This window comes from Corynebacterium sp. Marseille-P3884 (genome assembly GCF_017942225.1).
Classification (GTDB): Bacteria; Actinomycetota; Actinomycetes; order Mycobacteriales; family Mycobacteriaceae; genus Corynebacterium.
In genome coordinates, this window is the sequence record NZ_JAGKSD010000003.1 from 1 (window position 1) to 15,204 (window position 15,204).

Genomic DNA, 15,204 nt, shown 5'->3' on the forward strand with positions numbered 1-15,204 from the left:
CTGTTGCTTTCGAGGAGCTGACCTCTACGGTCGTTGATAAGACCGGTCAGGATAACCCGAAGGGTGGTAACACCCCGGATGACTACTCGGATGACAACGACATCGCTGAGCACAAGGACATCAACGACGACAACCAGACAGTCGTAAGCGAGGAGACTCCGGGCTCCGGCGGTGACGACAACCCGGGTGGCGGCAGCTCCGACGGCGACAACCCGGGTGGCGGCAGCTCCGACGGCGACAACCCGGGTGGCGGCAGCTCCGACGGCGACGGCAGCTCCGTGGACCGCAGTAAGCTCTGGTGGCTGCTGCTTATCCCGGGCCTGGGTCTGATCCCGGCGCTGCTGGGTGGCGGTGGCTCCTCGACGCCTGCTCCGGGTGAGGACAAGCCTGCTCCGGGTGAGGACAAGCCTGCTCCGGGTGAGGACAAGCCTGCTCCGGGTGAGGACAAGCCTGCTCCGGGTGAGGACAAGCCTGCTCCGGGTGAGGAATCGTCCACGTCGACGGTCCACACGCCGAAGCCGGTCGGTGAGCCGGTCCCGGCTGACAGCCCGCGTGGCGAGATCAAGCAGATCCCGTCCGGCGGCACCGCACTGGATGCGGATATGCCGACCTACATCTAACGCGCTGACACCGTCCCGTTAATCGGGGCGGTCACGGGCACACTAAAGGCCCCGCGCTTCCCAACCCCCTGTTCTGAACTGGACGGGGGTGAAGGGGAGTGCGGGGCCTTTTTGATTGTGGTGTGGTTATAAAGCTAGATTTTCCAGTCGCGCAGGATGCGGCCCACGTGGCCGGTGGCCTTCACGTTGTACTGGGCGGTCTCGACGGTGCCGTTGCCGTCATCGTCGACGTTGATGAGGAAGGTCGAGCGGATCACGCCCTGGACGACCTTGCCGTAGTTCTTCTTCTCGCCGAACGCGCCGTAAGCAGCGAGTGTTTCCTTTCCGGGGTCGGACAAGAGCTCGACGTTCAAGTCGTGGTCGGCGCGGAATTTCGCCAGGGCCTCTGGTTTGTCGGGGCTGATGCCGATGACCTTCACACCGGCATCGTCGAACTGGTCGAAATTTTCGGTGAAATCGCAGGCTTCAGTTGTGCATCCCGGGGTGTTCGCGCGGGGGTAGAAGTAGACGATAATGCGGGAGCCTTTGAAGTCTGCGAGTGAGACGGTCTCGTCGCGGTCGTTGGTCAGTGCAAATGCGGGGGCGGTGTCGCCCGCCTCAAGGCGAATGGAGTCAGTCATGACACCCCGTTCTACACTAGGCTGGTCCATCGAAGGTGAAATGCCTAGTACAAACTTTGCAATAGAGGAGCAAGACAACAATGGCACGTGACATTCACGACATCGAACGCGATATCGAGCGCACCCGTGGCAATCTCGCATCCACCATCGACGAGATTGCAGACCGCACTAACCCGTCCAACCTCGCTGGTAACGCGAAGAAGCAGGCGGCGTCCTTGCTGGAGGAAGAGACCGTGCAAAAGGTGATCGGCGGTGTAGTCGTCGGTATCGTGGCGCTGATCGGCATCAAGGCCTACAACAGCCGCAAGCGCAAGAGCGAGCTCAAAGAGCTGCAGAAGCTGCTGTCGCGCCGCTAATCATCGACCCTGGAAAGGCCCATGTCAACCATCGACCCAAGCGGTGCTCCGGAACCGGAGCGCACACCAGATCAGCCGGAGGTCGGCGAGTACACGCCGAAGCACGCCAGTGAGCCTGAAGAGAAGAAACGCGGCCCGTGGTGGATCGCCATCGCGGTGCTGGCGGTCGCGCTCGTGCTCGTGCAGCTGGCTATCTACGCCTTCCGCAACGACTCGGACGGGCAGCAGGCGGAGGAAGAGGCCGTAACGGCGTCTGAGGGGCCCATGGAGGCGCCGTCGCCGGAGCAGCAAGGCGACGAGTCCGCAGTGCCCACCGACGGCGGCTTCGTCGACCCGGAAGGCGAGCAGGAAGTCCCGTACGAAGCCGCTCCAGGCCAGTTCGACGGCTTCGAGGGCATGTCCATGAATGTCGGTGGCGACATTGCCGCGGTCGACCCAGTGCAGTTAACAGACGCTGGCGCGCTCATTCCGCCGTCGGATGTGTCGCGCCTTGGCTGGTACTCGGCGTCGGCTGTGCCTGGAGCTGAGGGGGCCGTGGGGTCCTCGGTGATCACAGGCCACATCAACTACCAGGGACAGGGCACCGGCTACGCCGCGCGTTTTGCCGATATGAGTGTCGGCGACGAGTTCGAGATCGACATCGACGGCACCCCGCAGACCTTCCGCGTGAGCAAGGCGCCGTACCGGTTGCCGAAGGGGTCGGACTTCCCACCGGAGGTCAACGATGCCACCGGCCCGAACCGCCTCGTACTGATCACCTGTGGCGGCCAGTTCGTCGGCGGTGCGCTCGGCTACGCCGATAACATCATCACCATCGCGGAACCTGTGTAGCGCTCGCCGTCATTACCGCGAGTGCGCCAGTTCTCACCGTTGCGGGGCCGTCGGTCCCGCAACATTTCGTTTTACACCAGTTCAGCACCGGCGGACTGCATCTCGTCGAGAGCGGCGGATCCACGCGCGTCGTCGACAGGCGAGCACATGCCGCGCAGTACGCGCACACCGAAGCCTTCCTTCAGCGCGTCGAGCACAGTCGCGCGTACGCAGTGGTCGGTCGCGATACCGACGACATCGATGTCGCTGACACCGCGCGCACGCAGCCAGTCCGCGAGAAGAGCTTTTTCGCTTATCGACGCGCCCTCGAACCCGCTGTATGCCGCCTCATACTCGCCTTTGCGGAAGAACTCTTCGAAGGCGATGTCCGCGATCGGCCCGCGCAGCGCCGCGCCCTCCGACTCGGCGACGCAGTGGACAGGCCATGAGTCCACGAAATCGGGGTTGTCGGAGAAATGCGCGCCCGGGTCGATGTGCCAGTCCTGCGTTGCCACGATGTGGCTGTAGTCGTAGCCGCGGTTGTCACCCTCGGCGATGAGCGCCTGGATCTTGGAGGCGACTTCATCGCCGCGCGCGGTGCCGAGTGCGCCGCCGGGGCAGAAATCGTTTTGCACGTCGACGACGACGAGCGCTCTGCTCTGGTTGGTGGTGTGAGCGGTGTCAGCTGGGGTCTCTGTATCCATAAATCCCAGCGTACAGCGTTTTCTAGCCCCAGCGGGGCGGTTGCGGGGTCCACGTCGCGAGAGCGTCGATGAGCTCATCCGGATCGTCGGCGACGATCAGGCTGTCCCGGTCAGCCTGCCGGATGAAGCCGGCCGCGACCATGTGGTCGATCATCGCCGTCAGCGGCTCCCAGAAATCTGCGCCAAGAAGCCCGATCGGTTTTTGGTGGAGGCCGAGTTGCTGGTTGGTCCATTCGTCGAAAAGCTCGTCGAGCGTGCCCGCACCACCGGGAAGCGCGACGAATGCGTCGCAGCGCTGGTTCATGAGGCGTTTGCGCTCGGCGAGCGTGTCCACGATGACGAGCTCTGAAAGCCCCGTGTGTGCGATCTCGTGCTGGGACAGATGCTCCGGCATGATGCCGATGGTCTCCCCGCCCGCGTCGATCGCCCCCTGGGCGACCGCGCCCATCATGCCCAGCCTGCCGCCACCGTAGACAAGCGCAATCCGGTGGCGTGCCAGCGCCGTGCCGAAGCCGTACGCGGCCGTGGTCATGGAGTCGTCTACGCCCTCGCGCGCGCCGGCGAAGACCGTGACTGCGGTAATGGGGGAGTGCGGCGTAGTGATCACACTTTTCCAATGTAGCCGTCGCAGACATGCGCGCAAACTAAAAGCCAGGTCCCGGTTTTCACCGTATGACCTGGCTGTACTGTGCGCCATCAGGGAATCGAACCCCGAACCCACTGATTAAGAGTCAGTTGCTCTGCCAATTGAGCTAATGGCGCCTTGCCGTGGAAGGCAACGAGATGAAAATATAGCAGCTTGTTTCTAATGGGTGAAATCGCCTGGTCACAGGGCTGGTTCATGGTGGGGTATAGCGTAATGGAACACCCATGGCGCAAAGTGCGTTGCAGTAGGGTGCAGGGGTGCTTAATCTTGCCCCCGACCTCGGCGTGTGTAACTGGCTTTAGGGTCAGTGCGACCTATAGGGTGAGAACACATTGCGTTGGGGAATATAGGCATCTTCATAGCGGATTCAAGGGTTGCGTGGTTGCACAATGACTGAGAACACGGTGGCGCGGGTGCGTCGGATCATCGCTGCTGGGGCGGCTGTCGTACTGGCAGGCGGGGCGTTGACCGCGTGCACGATCGACCGTCCGGGAACCGCTGCGGAGTCTGTGGAAACGACGGAGCAGGAGCCGGAGCAGCATGACCCGGCGGTCATCTCCGTTGAAGACGGCGCAGAGGATGTGCAGCCGGGTGAGCCGGTGACAGTGAGTGCGCCGGACGGCCTGGAATCGGTCACGATGACGAATGAGGAAGGCAAGGAAGTCGAGGCCGAACTCAACGAGGATAAGACGGAGTGGACCACGGCGGAGCCGCTCGGCTACGGCCGTGAATACACGGTGGAGGCTGTCACTGCGCATGGGGAGACCTCGCAGTCGGTGTTCACCACCGTCGTGCCGGACGCGCAGACCCACGCCTATATCGGGCCGATGGACGGGACTGAAGTCGGTGTCGCCCACGCGGTGAACTTCTACTTCGATATCGCGCCGGGCGACCGTCAGGCGGCGCAGGATGCCATCACCATCGAGACGTCGAACGACACTGAGGGCGCGTTCTATTGGATCGACCCGGATCACTTGGTGTGGCGTCCGAAGGAATACTGGGAGCCCGGCACTGAGGTGACTGTGAAGTCCGATATCTACGGCAAGGATCTCGGCGGCGGCATCTACGGCGCGGAGGACGCCTCGTCCACTTTCACCGTCGGCGACCTGGTGGAAACGCTCGTGGATGACAACACGAAGACGCTGACTGTCTACCGTAACGGCGAAGAGGTGAAGTCCTTCCCGGTCTCCCTCGGCCGTGACGGCGAATTCGCTACCCCGAACGGCATGTACGTCGTCGGTGACCGGAACGAGTCCATGACGATGGATTCCACCACGTTCGGCTTGTCCCTCGAGAACGGCGGATACCGCACGCACGTCAACTACGCCACGCAGTTGTCCTGGTCCGGCATCTACGTCCACTCGGCGCCGTGGGCGATCGGTGCGCTGGGCAGCTACAACCAGTCCCACGGCTGCATCAACGCCACGCCGGAGGATGCACAGTGGTTCATGAACTACGTCAAGCAGGGCGACCCGGTCGAGGTGGTCAACACTTCCGGTGAAACGCTGTCGGGGCTGGACGGTCTCGGTTACTGGAACCTCGATTGGGAAACGATCAAGGCCGGCAACGCCGACGAAGGCTAGCGCCGCCAGGCCAACGCAAACACCCTGTGCGGATCCTCGCGGAGAGGAACTGCACAGGGTGTTTTATTACAGGTGCTTTTATATCGGTGCCTTAGTTGCGGGGTTGGATTTCGCTTTCCACGACCCATTTGTGATTGGTCATTTCCATGCCGTCCATCTCGAAATCGACCATGTAGACGGTTTCGTCGGTGGAGCTATCTATGGTGGCTTCTGCTCCCTTCATTCCAGGCATGTGATCGGCGTTCAAAATGACTTGACTGCCTGCTTCAAGCGGCGCTTCGCTGTGGCCTTCGAGTTCTTCGTGGACGACCCACTTGTGGTCCGTCACAGGGGTGCCACCATCAGTGGGCGTGTAGCTCACAGAATAAGTGGTCGTATCAAATGCGCCAGAGATGGTGGCTTCAGCATTATCCATACCTGGCATATGGTCGGCGTCGAGGATCACAGAGTCGCCGACGGCATATGTGGGATCGGTGGCTTCCTCGATTCCCGATGGTGGTAGGCCGCCATCTGCGTCATGATCGTGGGCTTGCGTGTGGGGGCTAGCGGCATCGGTCTGCGCTTGCTCCTTGGTGGTTGTGGGGTTGGTGGCGACCTCGTCGTCACCGGCTCCGGCACAGCTAGTCAGAGCCAAGGTACCTATTGCAGCTACGAGAGTAAGTCGAGTTATCTGGGTCAGTTTGTTCATCAGTGCTCCTGTCATTCCGGGGTGGATGGGATGCCACCCATTGAAACCGAACCCTATAGGGGTATAGGGTATATAGCAAGCGGACTAAGATGGGCTGTCGAGGCGGCGGGTTAACGTGCGTCGCGTGTCTAGTGCGAAACCGCCACCCAGTCCGACGAGTGCATGAGCCCGCAAGTTCTCGCGAGGCGCTACACGCTCGATGGATATCGCCCAGCTCTTCGAACGCGGAAATATTTCACAATCACTTCCACGGAAAGGCTTCTGACATGGTTGAACGCGACCACCATCACCCCCAGCACCACATTGCGCATCAACAGGCTCGCACTACTGAAACCGAAGTCCACCAGGCGGATCATCAAGCCAGCCAAGCTGGCGCCATGGGGCACGACGGGCATGAGCATCACGAACATGGCGCGGGCGGGCACGGCCAGGAGGGCCAACACCATTCCGGCCACGAGATGCACGGCGGCCATGCCGGACATGGCCACGGGGACCATGGGGATCATGTCGGACAATTCCGGCGGTTATTTTGGATCATGTTGGTGCTGGCAATTCCAGTGGTCGCTTTCAACCCGATGTTCGCCGACCTGTTGAGCTATCAATTACCTGACGCGGCCTGGGTGTGGTGGGTGTCGCCGATCCTGGGCACAATCATCTATTTCTGGGGTGGCCGGCCTTTCTTGACGGGGGCCGTCTCCGAGATCCGGTCCCGACAACCCGGCATGATGCTGCTTATCGGGTTAGCAATCACGGTGGCCTTCATTGCCTCCTGGGGTGCGACCCTGGGCATCTTGGATTACGAGCTGAACTTCTGGTGGGAACTGGCGCTACTGGTGGTCATTATGTTGTTAGGCCACTGGATTGAAATGCGGTCCTTGGCCCAAACCACTTCCGCCTTAGACTCCCTGGCCGCCTTGCTGCCGGATGAAGCCGAGAAGGTCGACGGCGATGACGTTGTCACCGTCGCTCCGGCGGAGCTGGTCGTTGGAGATGTCGTCATTGTCCGGCCTGGATCTGCGGTCCCGGCCGATGGCCAGATCGTCGATGGTACTGCCTCCATGGATGAATCCATGGTCACCGGGGAATCCAAAACCGTCCGACGCGGCCCGGGCGACCACGTCGTGGCCGGCACTGTGGCCACAGATTCCGGGCTGCGGGTCAAAGTCACCGCCATTGGAGATGACACCGCGCTGGCGGGGATCCAGAAACTGGTCGCCGACGCCCAATCCTCCTCGTCCAAAGCCCAACGCATTGCCGACACCGCCGCCGGTTGGTTGTTCTGGTTCGCCTTCGGGGCTGCGGTAATTACTGCGCTGGTGTGGTCCATACTGGGTATGCCCGACGCCGCCGTAGTACGCACCATTACGGTGCTGGTCATTGCCTGCCCTCACGCCTTGGGCCTCGCAATTCCGTTGGTGGTATCGATTGCCACCGAGCGTGCGGCTCGTGGCGGGGTGTTGATCAAAGATCGCTTGGCACTGGAATCGATGCGCTCCGTGGATTCGGTACTGTTCGATAAAACCGGCACCCTGACCAAAGGTGAGCCCACCGTCACCGGGATCCACCCCGTGGGTGATCGGACCGAAGATGAGGTGTTAGCGTTGGCCGCTGCTGCTGAAACCGACAGCGAGCACCCCCTAGCGCAGGCCATTGTCGGCGCTGCCCGCGCCCGCAACCTTGACGTACCGGGTGCCAGTGATTTTTCCTCTTCCCCAGCTGTGGGCGTCAAAGCAACGGTCAATGGCGCAGAGGTTGAAGTCGGTGGCCCCTACCTGCTAGACCACCATTCCCAAGATGAGATAGCGATTGCTGAGCGGTGGCGCGACGAAGGCGCGATCATTCTTCACGTGCTGGAAGATGGCCAAGTTATTGGCGCGCTGCGTCTAGCCGATGAAATCCGACCCGAATCCCGTGACGCCGTGGATGCCCTGCATGCCCACGGCGTCCAGGTCGTGATGATCACCGGTGATGCCCAAGCCGTGGCCGAGACCGTGGCCGAAGAGCTGGGTATTGACCGAGTCTTTGCTGGGGTCCGGCCCGAAGATAAGGCCGCCAAGGTTGCAGAACTTCAAGCTGAGGGCCGCAAAGTGGCCATGGTCGGTGACGGGGTCAATGACGCGCCAGCTTTGGCTCAGGCCGATGTGGGCATCGCCATTGGTGCCGGCACCGATGTGGCCATCGGATCGGCCGGGGTCATCCTGGCTTCCTCGGATCCCCGCTCGGTCTTATCCGTAATTGAGCTCTCCGAGGCCAGTTACCGGAAAATGAAACAGAACCTGTGGTGGGCTGCTGGCTACAATATCGCAGCCGTTCCCCTGGCCGCTGGAGTGCTGGCTCCGATCGGGTTCATGCTGCCGATGAGCGTGGGTGCAATCCTGATGTCGGCCTCAACCGTGGTAGTCGCCCTCAATGCCCAGCTGCTGCGCCGCTTGGATCTGACCCCGGCTGCCAGTGTTGCTAAGTCCCTGGATCGGACACCCGAAACCGTAGATGCCTAGCATGAGACAATATTGTGACAACGCTGGTGCACGAAGAAAGCAGGCCCATGACCACCACCCCACATGCTGAATCCGCCGATCACGGCTATATCAGTGACAAAGACCGATATTTGGCCCGATTGAAGCGCATTGAAGGCCAAGCCCGCGGGATTCATCGCATGATCGATGAAGAGAATTACTGCATAGATATCCTCACCCAAATCAGTTCCATCACCTCAGCTCTGAACAACGTCGCGCTGAGCCTTCTCGATGACCATATGCGCCACTGCGTCGTCCGTGCGGCTCAAACCGACGGGCCGGAAGCTGAAGAAAAACTCGCCGAAGCCGCCGACGCCATCGCCCGCCTCGTCCGCTCCTAAATCCTCAGGGCCAGACGTCCAACCTCCTGCGCCCATTGCGACTAATCGGGTTAAGTGACAAAAACCGGCGCCCTAGGAAAATAAATCCAAGGCGCCGGTATTTGTCCACCATGTCGCGACTGATCTGTCAACGATGTCCCGACTGATGACATTGGGGTGGCTGACGGGACTCGAACCCGCGACACCCAGGATCACAACCTGGTGCTCTACCAGCTGAACTACAGCCACCATCGCTGCGAATTGCAGCGGGTTTCTACATTAGTTCACGCACCCGCTTTTACAAAAACTGCTGGTACGCGGCGGTCGCGGCCTTGGTGCTCTCGCTCGCTTCAGAGGAGGAGGGGCCCGGGGCGGGGACGAACACGCTGCGGCGGTAGTAGTCGAGCTCGCGGATGGATTCGACGATGTCGGCCAGGGCGCGGTGCGCCATGCCCTTGTCCGGCTGGTTGTAGTAGGCCTTCGGGAACCAGCGACGGGTGAGCTCCTTGACGGTGGAGACGTCGATCATGCGGTAGTGCAGCGCCGCATCCAGGCGCGGCATCTGCGCGCGGATGAAGGAGCGGTCCGTGGCGATGGAATTGCCGGCCAGCGGGGGACGGTGCTCGCCGCAGTGCTTTTCGACGAGCCCCAACACCGCGTCTTCCGCATCCTCAATCGTGACGGTGGAGGCCTTGATCTGCTCCGTCAGCCCGGAGGAGCCGTGCATCTCGGTGACGAAATCGTCCATCTCGGCCAGCTCCGCGTCGGTGGCGTGGACGACGAGGTCGATGCCGTCGTCGAGGATATTCAGCTCGGCATCGGTGACCAGGGCAGCGACCTCCACGATGACGTGGCGGTCGGGGTCCAGCCCCGTCATTTCCAAATCGACCCAGACGATGCGGTCGTCTTTTTCTGCCAGTGCTTCACTCATGGGGCCCACGCTAGCCCATCTTGGCGTAGAACCAGCCCATCACTGGTGCGAGCGCACCGCGGGGCGCATACGAGGAGACGAAGTCCATGGCCTTGGACAGCGGCCCCGGGGTGATGCGGCGGCGGTTCTTCTTCATCGCGTCGATGGTCTCGCGGGAGCAGGACTCGTAGGTGGTCCAGAGGAAATCGGGGACGACTTTGTCCACGATGGACTGCTCTTCCTCCGGGATGACAGCATCGCGCACCGGGCCCGGTGCGAGGAGGGTGCAGTGGACGCCGGTCTTCTTCAGCTCGTAGTGCAGCGCCTCCGTGAACGCATTGACGCCGGCCTTTGTGAGCACGTACGTGGCGTTATTCGGGATCGGCACATTGCCGGCCGCCGAACCGACATTGCACAGTGCGCCCTCCCCGCGCGGGACCATCTGGTCGAGCACAGCTTTAGTGATGCGGAAGACGGCCGTGGCATTGAGGTTGAACTGGTTCGTCTCATAGGTCCAGTCCTGGTCCAAAAACGGCCCGAAGGAGGCGATGCCGGCGGAGTTGACGCAGATGGAGATGCGCTTTTCGTCGATAAGCGAAAGAAGCTTATCGACGTCATCCGCTACCGACAGATCACGCGCCGCCACGATGACATCGACGCCGTAGTCCTTCTCAAGCTCCTCTGCGAGCTGCGTCAGGACGTCTTCGCGGCGTGCGACGATGATGAGGTTGTGGCCTTCGGCGGCGAAATCTCGGGCCATGGCCTCGCCGATGCCTTGGCTCGCTCCGGTGACCAGTGCGTAGGAATCTCGTGCGGGGGAGGGGAAAGTCATGCCTGCGAGCCTACAGGTGCGCTGGGGGCTGCTCCCGGATTACTTGACCGAGAATACGTCGCCCGGCTGGCACTCGAGTGCCCCATCGAAAGAATTTCGGCGACGTCAGACTTCGTCGGAATTCCGGGGATTTCTCAGGCCCGAACCGTCCGGGGCGTGGGCCGGGTCGTGGCCGTATTCGATCTGTGCGTTGTTCTCGTCGACGAAGACGATGCGCGGGCTGTAATTGTCGAGCTCCTCCTCGGAGTACTGGGCGTAACCGATGATGATCACCAGGTCGCCCGGGCTGATCAGGTGCGCGGCCGCACCGTTGATCCCGATCACGCCAGTACCTGCTTCACCGGTGATGGCGTAGGTGGTCAAACGGTGGCCGTTCTCAATGTCGACGATGTCAATCTGCTCGCCTTCGAGTAGATCGGCTGCCTTCATGAGCTCGGCGTCGATCGTGCACGACCCGACGTAGTGGAGATCTGCCTGGGTGACCGTGGCACGGTGGATCTTGGATTTCAACATGGTGCGGAACACGGTTAGAAAGGCTACTCCACCTGCGGCTCGGGGCTATGCGTTCGCCTTGAAGTGGTTGATGTGGCAGTTCGGCCCCTCGGGCGGTTCCTCCGGGTCGTAGTCGTAGAGCCCGTCTTCGCCCTCCTCGCCAGCGGGGATGCCGTGGGTGCGGGTGTATTCCTCCAGCGAGTAGTCATCCACCACGCATTGGAACCAGTCCCGCATGTAGAGCGCCTGAATGGTCCGCGTCGGGTGGTTACGGTCGAATTCCACGATCTGTCCGCGGTTGCCGCCCGCCACGCCTTTGGCGTCAATGCACAGATAACAGTCGGACCAGGATTTAGCGAAGGGGATCCAACTTGGGTAGTACCAGTCGCCGGAGGGGAATTCGTTGTCTTTGGCGTCGATAAGCGCGCGCCATGTCTCTAATGCCTCCTCGAGGCTGAGTAGCTGGACTGGGCCGATAATGTCTTCGCCGTTCGATCCGTTGTGCCAGTGGTACAGCTCGATTAGCTCGGACGGGAAATCCACCCCGGCTTTTTCCAGCACCGGTGAATACGCGTTCACCGTGCGCTCTATGTCAGCGAGCGCCATTCCGTCGCCTAAAGCCATGAACGCCGGTGGGTAGATCGTGCCCATGAGAAATTCGAGTTCGTTGAGGGTCGCAGTGATCGTGAAAATGTTGTTCATGGCCCTCATCGTAATTTCACGGGGCGTAGTTGGCGCACGTCAAATGTACATTTCAGTGCGCAATCGCGACTGATGACAAAGTGCGCCCCCAGCAGGACTCGAACCCGCGACCAGCCGGGTAGAAACCGGATGCTCTAATCCACTGAGCTATGGAGGCTTGCCCTTCTGTCGCACACGGTGGCGTGCGTTTTGGGCGGATTTCATCGTAACGCACGGGGGACGGCTTTCCATATTGCCCTCCATCGAAAGTAGGGTGATTGCCATGTCGGATAAGCAAGCAGTGAAGTCGGCGTGGCCGGTCTACCTCGCGGTGCTGGCGGTCGGCGCCGTGGTGGCCGGTGCGTTGTCGTTCAGTTTCGTGGGCGGTTCGCTCGCGGCGCTGGGCATCCCGGACCCGGGTCCGCTGACCACGGTGGGGCTGCCGGCGCTGCGTGGGGTCGCGTGGTTGCTCGCCGCGCTGGCGGCGGGCTCGTTCATGTTCTCGGGCTTCATGATCGCGCCGGACCGCGCAAAGCTTATCGACGCCACCCTCACCGTCGACGGCCACATCGCCGCCCGCACCGCGTCGTGGGCGAGCGCTGGCGTGGCGCTCATCGCCGTGGTGATGATTCCGCTGGTGCTCTCCGATGTCTCCGGTACCCCTCTGCCCGATGTCATGTTCTCCCCGCAGATGTGGGCGACTGCTTTGGAACGGGTCGCGGAAGCGAAGATCTGGCTGATCGTCGGGCTGATCGCGGCTGTCGTGGCCGGATTCGGTTTCGCGTGCAGCTCGTGGGCCTCGCAGGTCGCGCTATTCATCGGGTCGATCATTACCGTGATCCCGCTGGGCTTGTCGGGCCACTCCGCCTCGGGCGGCAACCACGATTACGGCACGAACTCCTACCTGTGGCACTTGGTGTTCATGTTGCTGTGGGTCGGTGGTCTGCTGGCGCTGATCGCCCATGGCCGCAGGCTCGGGCCGGAGATGCCGCGCGCGGTGCGCAGGTATTCGGCGGTGGCGCTGTTCTCATTCATCACGCTGATGGTCTCCGGTGTGGTCAACGCCCTGATCCGCGTGCAGTTCTCCGACCTGACGTCGACCGCCTACGGGTGGACAGTGCTGCTGAAAGTCATCGGGCTGGCCGTGCTCGGTCTGCTCGGTTTCGCCCACCGCCAACTCACTATCCCGCAACTGGGGAAGAAGCCGGGGCTGTTTGTCCGCCTCGCGGTCGTCGAGACGCTCGTGATGGGTGCGGTCACGGGCGTGGCTGTCTCGATGGGCCGCACCCCGCCGCCGGCCCCGTTGCAGCCGGACCTGACACCGATGCAGATCCAGATGGGCTACAACCTCCAAGTCGCGCCGACGGTGACCAATGTGTTCGGCATGTGGCGTTTCGAGGTCTTCTTCAGCGTCATCGCGATTCTGCTCGCCGCCTATTACCTGCATCTTGTGCGCCGCGTGGACGGCTGGAAGCGCTCGCGCACCGCATGGTGGCTGGCCGGTTGTGCGACGACGGTCGTGACCATGTCCTCGGGCATCGGCATGTACATGCCCGCGAGTTTCTCCGTGCACATGGTCGTGCACATGATTCTCTCGATGGTGGTGCCCGTCTTCCTCGTGCTTGGCGCGCCGCTGACCCTGGTGAAAGAGGCATACCCGGAAGGCGAATTCAACGCCCGCGCCTGGGTCGAAGCGTTCGAGGAATCGACCTTCCTCAAGGTGGTCACGTACCCGCCGGTGTCCACTGTGCAGTTCCTCGTGGTCTTCTACGTGCTCTACGTCTTCCCGTCGTTCTACGAAGTCGCCGTCTCCGAGCACGCCGGCCACCTCATCATGAACGCCGTCTTCCTGCTGTCTGGCTACTTCTACTTCTGGGATCTCATCGGACCGGACTATGTGCCCAACCGCCGCTCCACGGTGATCCGCTTCGCGTGGTTCGTCTTCTCCATGCCCATCCACTTGTTCATGGGCGTGTACCTGATGCAGCTCAATTTCATTTTGGCGGAGACCTTTTACACGGAACTCGAGCTTCCATGGAACCCGGATCTGCTGCGCGACCAAAAGGTCGGCGGCGGCATCGGCTGGGCGGCCGGCGGTTTCCCGATGGCGCTCGTCTTCGTCATCCTGCTTCTGGGCTGGCTTCGCGACGATCGTGCTGATGCCAGGGATATCGACCGCCGCGAAGACGAGTCCGACGACGAAGAATGGCGCGCGTACAACGAGATGCTCGCGCAGTATTCGGCGCGCTCCCAGCAGGGTTCAAACGAGGCTCGCTAGGGGAGAGAAGGAACCTTCTGCCTGTGGATAACTTTCGGTTATCCACAGGTTCTTCTTTGCGTGCTCGCGCTGGTTCGAAAAGTGGGAAAAGCTTGAAGCGTCACCGCCTTATCGCAGGCAGGTGACGTTTAGAACACACCGAGACAATTGGACAATTCTCACCACTGACACACCAGCGAAAGGTTCGAACCGACATGTCCCAACTTCCCATTACCCTGTCCGGCAATCTCACCGATGACCCGGTGATCAAGACTTTCGACACCGGCTCCACGCTCACGCGCATGCGCGTGGCCACCAGCCGCCGCGTCCGCACCGAGACCGAGGACGCCAACGGCAACGCCCAGTGGGCGGATACCGACCTGCTCTACATCGACGTCGAGTGTTGGGGTCAGCTCGCGGTGAACACCCACGTTTCTCTCACCAAGGGCATGCCTGTCGTCGTGATCGGCCGCCTCGTTTCCGATAAGTGGACCGACGCCGAGGGCAATTCCCGCTACAAGCACATCATCAAGGCCAACCAGATCGCGCTCGAGCTCACCCGCTTCCAGGCGTCGTCCCGCTCCACCAGCGTGCACAAGCACACCGTCGACGGCATGAATGACGTCGAAGAGACCACCCGCGACGACATCGTCGAAGCGCAGGGAACCACCAAGACCAATGCCGGCCAGACCCCGGCATCCTCGGCGCCAGCGACGGCTGCGGCTGCCAACGGCGTCATTGAGCGGGAGGGCACGGCCGAAGAGATGAGTTTCGTCGACCGTCAGCGCGAATCGGCCCAGGAGGAGCAGGCGAAGCAGGAGGCGCCACCCGTGCCCGTCGGTTAAGGCAGAACCGGCGTGGAGCCGCCCCGGTTAGTCGCGTTTGAAACCGCCTTGCAAAACCGCAGGTGAAATGTTGCTCATGTTTCTGGTGGGACCCGAAACTCAAACGGGACTAACCGGATCGAGTGGGCAGGCCCGATACCGCCCGAAACCGCATTGAAACCGCCCGAAACCGTCGCGAAACCCCCGCGAAACCGCAATGAACCCCAGGCGAACCCACCGCCACAGAAGCACTGTCGCTTTCACGCGCGCACTTCCACGCCTCGGCGCGGGGTGCGCGCTGCGCTGCGCGGTGCTGTGTGACTGCGCTGGCGCTGAGCGGTTCCG

The 15,204-nt window shown here is 61.9% G+C and carries 16 protein-coding genes, 3 tRNA genes and 1 pseudogene; 8 read left to right on the forward strand and 12 right to left on the reverse strand.

Translation table 11 applies throughout. The annotated features are described in order from the left end of the window. Window positions 1-620, forward strand: a pseudogene (locus tag J5Y21_RS02100) (hypothetical protein); the annotation flags it as partial. A gap of 134 nt (window positions 621-754) precedes the next feature. Here the strand turns inward: J5Y21_RS02100 and bcp are convergent. Next, window positions 755-1,240: a thioredoxin-dependent thiol peroxidase gene (gene bcp / locus J5Y21_RS02105; RefSeq protein ID WP_210572313.1), complete on the reverse strand. Its 486-nt coding sequence runs from the start codon at window positions 1,238-1,240 to the stop codon at window positions 755-757. Between the two features lie 80 nt (window positions 1,241-1,320). Between bcp and J5Y21_RS02110 the strand changes: the two genes are divergently transcribed. Both J5Y21_RS02110 and J5Y21_RS02115 read left to right on the forward strand, forming a co-directional pair. Beyond that, window positions 1,321-1,596 (forward strand): DUF3618 domain-containing protein, encoded by a 276-nt coding sequence (locus J5Y21_RS02110; protein WP_210572315.1) that lies wholly within the window; start codon window positions 1,321-1,323, stop codon window positions 1,594-1,596. A 21-nt stretch (window positions 1,597-1,617) separates the two neighbouring features. After that, entirely contained in the window at window positions 1,618-2,427 is an 810-nt protein-coding gene (locus J5Y21_RS02115) for a class F sortase (RefSeq protein ID WP_210572316.1), read from the forward strand. A gap of 71 nt (window positions 2,428-2,498) precedes the next feature. Here J5Y21_RS02115 and J5Y21_RS02120 read toward each other — a convergent pair whose 3' ends face one another. The 3 genes from J5Y21_RS02120 to J5Y21_RS02130 all read right to left on the reverse strand — a co-directional run bounded on the left by J5Y21_RS02120 (window position 2,499) and on the right by J5Y21_RS02130 (window position 3,872). Then, on the reverse strand, window positions 2,499-3,110 hold the full coding sequence (locus J5Y21_RS02120) for an isochorismatase family protein (RefSeq protein WP_210572319.1): 612 nt from the start codon (window positions 3,108-3,110) through the stop codon (window positions 2,499-2,501). A 22-nt stretch (window positions 3,111-3,132) separates the two neighbouring features. Next, a complete protein-coding gene (locus J5Y21_RS02125) occupies window positions 3,133-3,717 on the reverse strand; it encodes a TIGR00730 family Rossman fold protein (protein WP_349236908.1) in 585 nt (194 codons plus the stop codon). Between the two features lie 82 nt (window positions 3,718-3,799). Next, window positions 3,800-3,872: transfer RNA gene (locus J5Y21_RS02130), tRNA-Lys, on the reverse strand. A gap of 273 nt (window positions 3,873-4,145) precedes the next feature. Between J5Y21_RS02130 and J5Y21_RS02135 the strand changes: the two genes are divergently transcribed. Further along, window positions 4,146-5,339, forward strand: coding sequence for an Ig-like domain-containing protein (locus tag J5Y21_RS02135; RefSeq protein ID WP_210572328.1), 1,194 nt, complete (start codon window positions 4,146-4,148; stop codon window positions 5,337-5,339). 91 nt (window positions 5,340-5,430) lie between these two features. Here J5Y21_RS02135 and J5Y21_RS02140 read toward each other — a convergent pair whose 3' ends face one another. Together J5Y21_RS02140 and J5Y21_RS11830 are read right to left on the reverse strand one after the other, a co-directional pair. After that, on the reverse strand, window positions 5,431-6,027 hold the full coding sequence (locus J5Y21_RS02140; protein ID WP_210572329.1) for a YdhK family protein: 597 nt from the start codon (window positions 6,025-6,027) through the stop codon (window positions 5,431-5,433). Window positions 6,028-6,215: 188 nt separating this feature from the next. After that, complete coding sequence (locus J5Y21_RS11830) at window positions 6,216-6,542, reverse strand: hypothetical protein (RefSeq protein ID WP_349236909.1); 327 nt, start codon at window positions 6,540-6,542, stop codon at window positions 6,216-6,218. A gap of 21 nt (window positions 6,543-6,563) precedes the next feature. Here J5Y21_RS11830 and J5Y21_RS02145 point away from each other — a divergent pair, with 21 nt between their 5' ends. Beyond that, complete coding sequence (locus J5Y21_RS02145; protein ID WP_349236910.1) at window positions 6,564-8,525, forward strand: heavy metal translocating P-type ATPase; 1,962 nt, start codon at window positions 6,564-6,566, stop codon at window positions 8,523-8,525. Between the two features lie 47 nt (window positions 8,526-8,572). Continuing rightward, window positions 8,573-8,884 carry a metal-sensitive transcriptional regulator gene (locus tag J5Y21_RS02150; protein WP_210572332.1) on the forward strand — a complete coding sequence of 104 codons (312 nt, stop codon included), beginning with the start codon at window positions 8,573-8,575 and terminating at the stop codon, window positions 8,882-8,884. A gap of 152 nt (window positions 8,885-9,036) precedes the next feature. Here J5Y21_RS02150 and J5Y21_RS02155 read toward each other — a convergent pair. The 6 genes from J5Y21_RS02155 to J5Y21_RS02180 all read right to left on the reverse strand — a co-directional run bounded on the left by J5Y21_RS02155 (window position 9,037) and on the right by J5Y21_RS02180 (window position 11,956). Then, window positions 9,037-9,112 (reverse strand) — tRNA-His (locus J5Y21_RS02155). A 49-nt stretch (window positions 9,113-9,161) separates the two neighbouring features. Further along, window positions 9,162-9,794, reverse strand: a complete 633-nt coding sequence (gene orn, locus J5Y21_RS02160) for an oligoribonuclease (RefSeq protein ID WP_210572333.1) — start codon at window positions 9,792-9,794, stop codon at window positions 9,162-9,164. Window positions 9,795-9,804: 10 nt separating this feature from the next. Beyond that, a complete protein-coding gene (gene cmrA / locus J5Y21_RS02165) occupies window positions 9,805-10,605 on the reverse strand; it encodes a mycolate reductase (protein WP_210572335.1) in 801 nt (266 codons plus the stop codon). Window positions 10,606-10,710: 105 nt separating this feature from the next. Then, entirely contained in the window at window positions 10,711-11,130 is a 420-nt protein-coding gene (gene panD, locus J5Y21_RS02170; RefSeq protein ID WP_210572339.1) for an aspartate 1-decarboxylase, read from the reverse strand. Window positions 11,131-11,163: 33 nt separating this feature from the next. Beyond that, window positions 11,164-11,799 (reverse strand): SMI1/KNR4 family protein, encoded by a 636-nt coding sequence (locus J5Y21_RS02175; RefSeq protein WP_210572340.1) that lies wholly within the window; start codon window positions 11,797-11,799, stop codon window positions 11,164-11,166. A gap of 83 nt (window positions 11,800-11,882) precedes the next feature. Further along, a tRNA-Arg gene (locus J5Y21_RS02180) sits at window positions 11,883-11,956 on the reverse strand. 105 nt (window positions 11,957-12,061) lie between these two features. Between J5Y21_RS02180 and J5Y21_RS02185 the strand changes: the two genes are divergently transcribed. Both J5Y21_RS02185 and J5Y21_RS02190 read left to right on the forward strand, forming a co-directional pair. Further along, on the forward strand, window positions 12,062-14,056 hold the full coding sequence (locus J5Y21_RS02185; protein ID WP_210572342.1) for a cytochrome c oxidase assembly protein: 1,995 nt from the start codon (window positions 12,062-12,064) through the stop codon (window positions 14,054-14,056). 194 nt (window positions 14,057-14,250) lie between these two features. After that, window positions 14,251-14,880, forward strand: coding sequence for a single-stranded DNA-binding protein (locus tag J5Y21_RS02190; protein ID WP_210572344.1), 630 nt, complete (start codon window positions 14,251-14,253; stop codon window positions 14,878-14,880). Window positions 14,881-15,204: the final 324 nt, after the last annotated feature.

Coding starts and splice junctions, on each gene's coding strand:
- J5Y21_RS02115 (WP_210572316.1), top strand. CDS start 1,618: ATGTCAACCATCGACCCAAGCGGTGCTCCGGAACCGGAGCGCACACCA.
- J5Y21_RS02145 (WP_349236910.1), top strand. CDS start 6,564: ATGTTGGTGCTGGCAATTCCAGTGGTCGCTTTCAACCCGATGTTCGCC.
- orn (WP_210572333.1), bottom strand. CDS start 9,794: ATGAGTGAAGCACTGGCAGAAAAAGACGACCGCATCGTCTGGGTCGAT.
- J5Y21_RS02120 (WP_210572319.1), bottom strand. CDS start 3,110: ATGGATACAGAGACCCCAGCTGACACCGCTCACACCACCAACCAGAGC.
- J5Y21_RS02140 (WP_210572329.1), bottom strand. CDS start 6,027: ATGAACAAACTGACCCAGATAACTCGACTTACTCTCGTAGCTGCAATA.
- J5Y21_RS02110 (WP_210572315.1), top strand. CDS start 1,321: ATGGCACGTGACATTCACGACATCGAACGCGATATCGAGCGCACCCGT.
- J5Y21_RS02135 (WP_210572328.1), top strand. CDS start 4,146: ATGACTGAGAACACGGTGGCGCGGGTGCGTCGGATCATCGCTGCTGGG.
- J5Y21_RS02190 (WP_210572344.1), top strand. CDS start 14,251: ATGTCCCAACTTCCCATTACCCTGTCCGGCAATCTCACCGATGACCCG.
- bcp (WP_210572313.1), bottom strand. CDS start 1,240: ATGACTGACTCCATTCGCCTTGAGGCGGGCGACACCGCCCCCGCATTT.
- J5Y21_RS02175 (WP_210572340.1), bottom strand. CDS start 11,799: ATGAACAACATTTTCACGATCACTGCGACCCTCAACGAACTCGAATTT.
- J5Y21_RS02185 (WP_210572342.1), top strand. CDS start 12,062: ATGTCGGATAAGCAAGCAGTGAAGTCGGCGTGGCCGGTCTACCTCGCG.
- J5Y21_RS02150 (WP_210572332.1), top strand. CDS start 8,573: ATGACCACCACCCCACATGCTGAATCCGCCGATCACGGCTATATCAGT.
- cmrA (WP_210572335.1), bottom strand. CDS start 10,605: ATGACTTTCCCCTCCCCCGCACGAGATTCCTACGCACTGGTCACCGGA.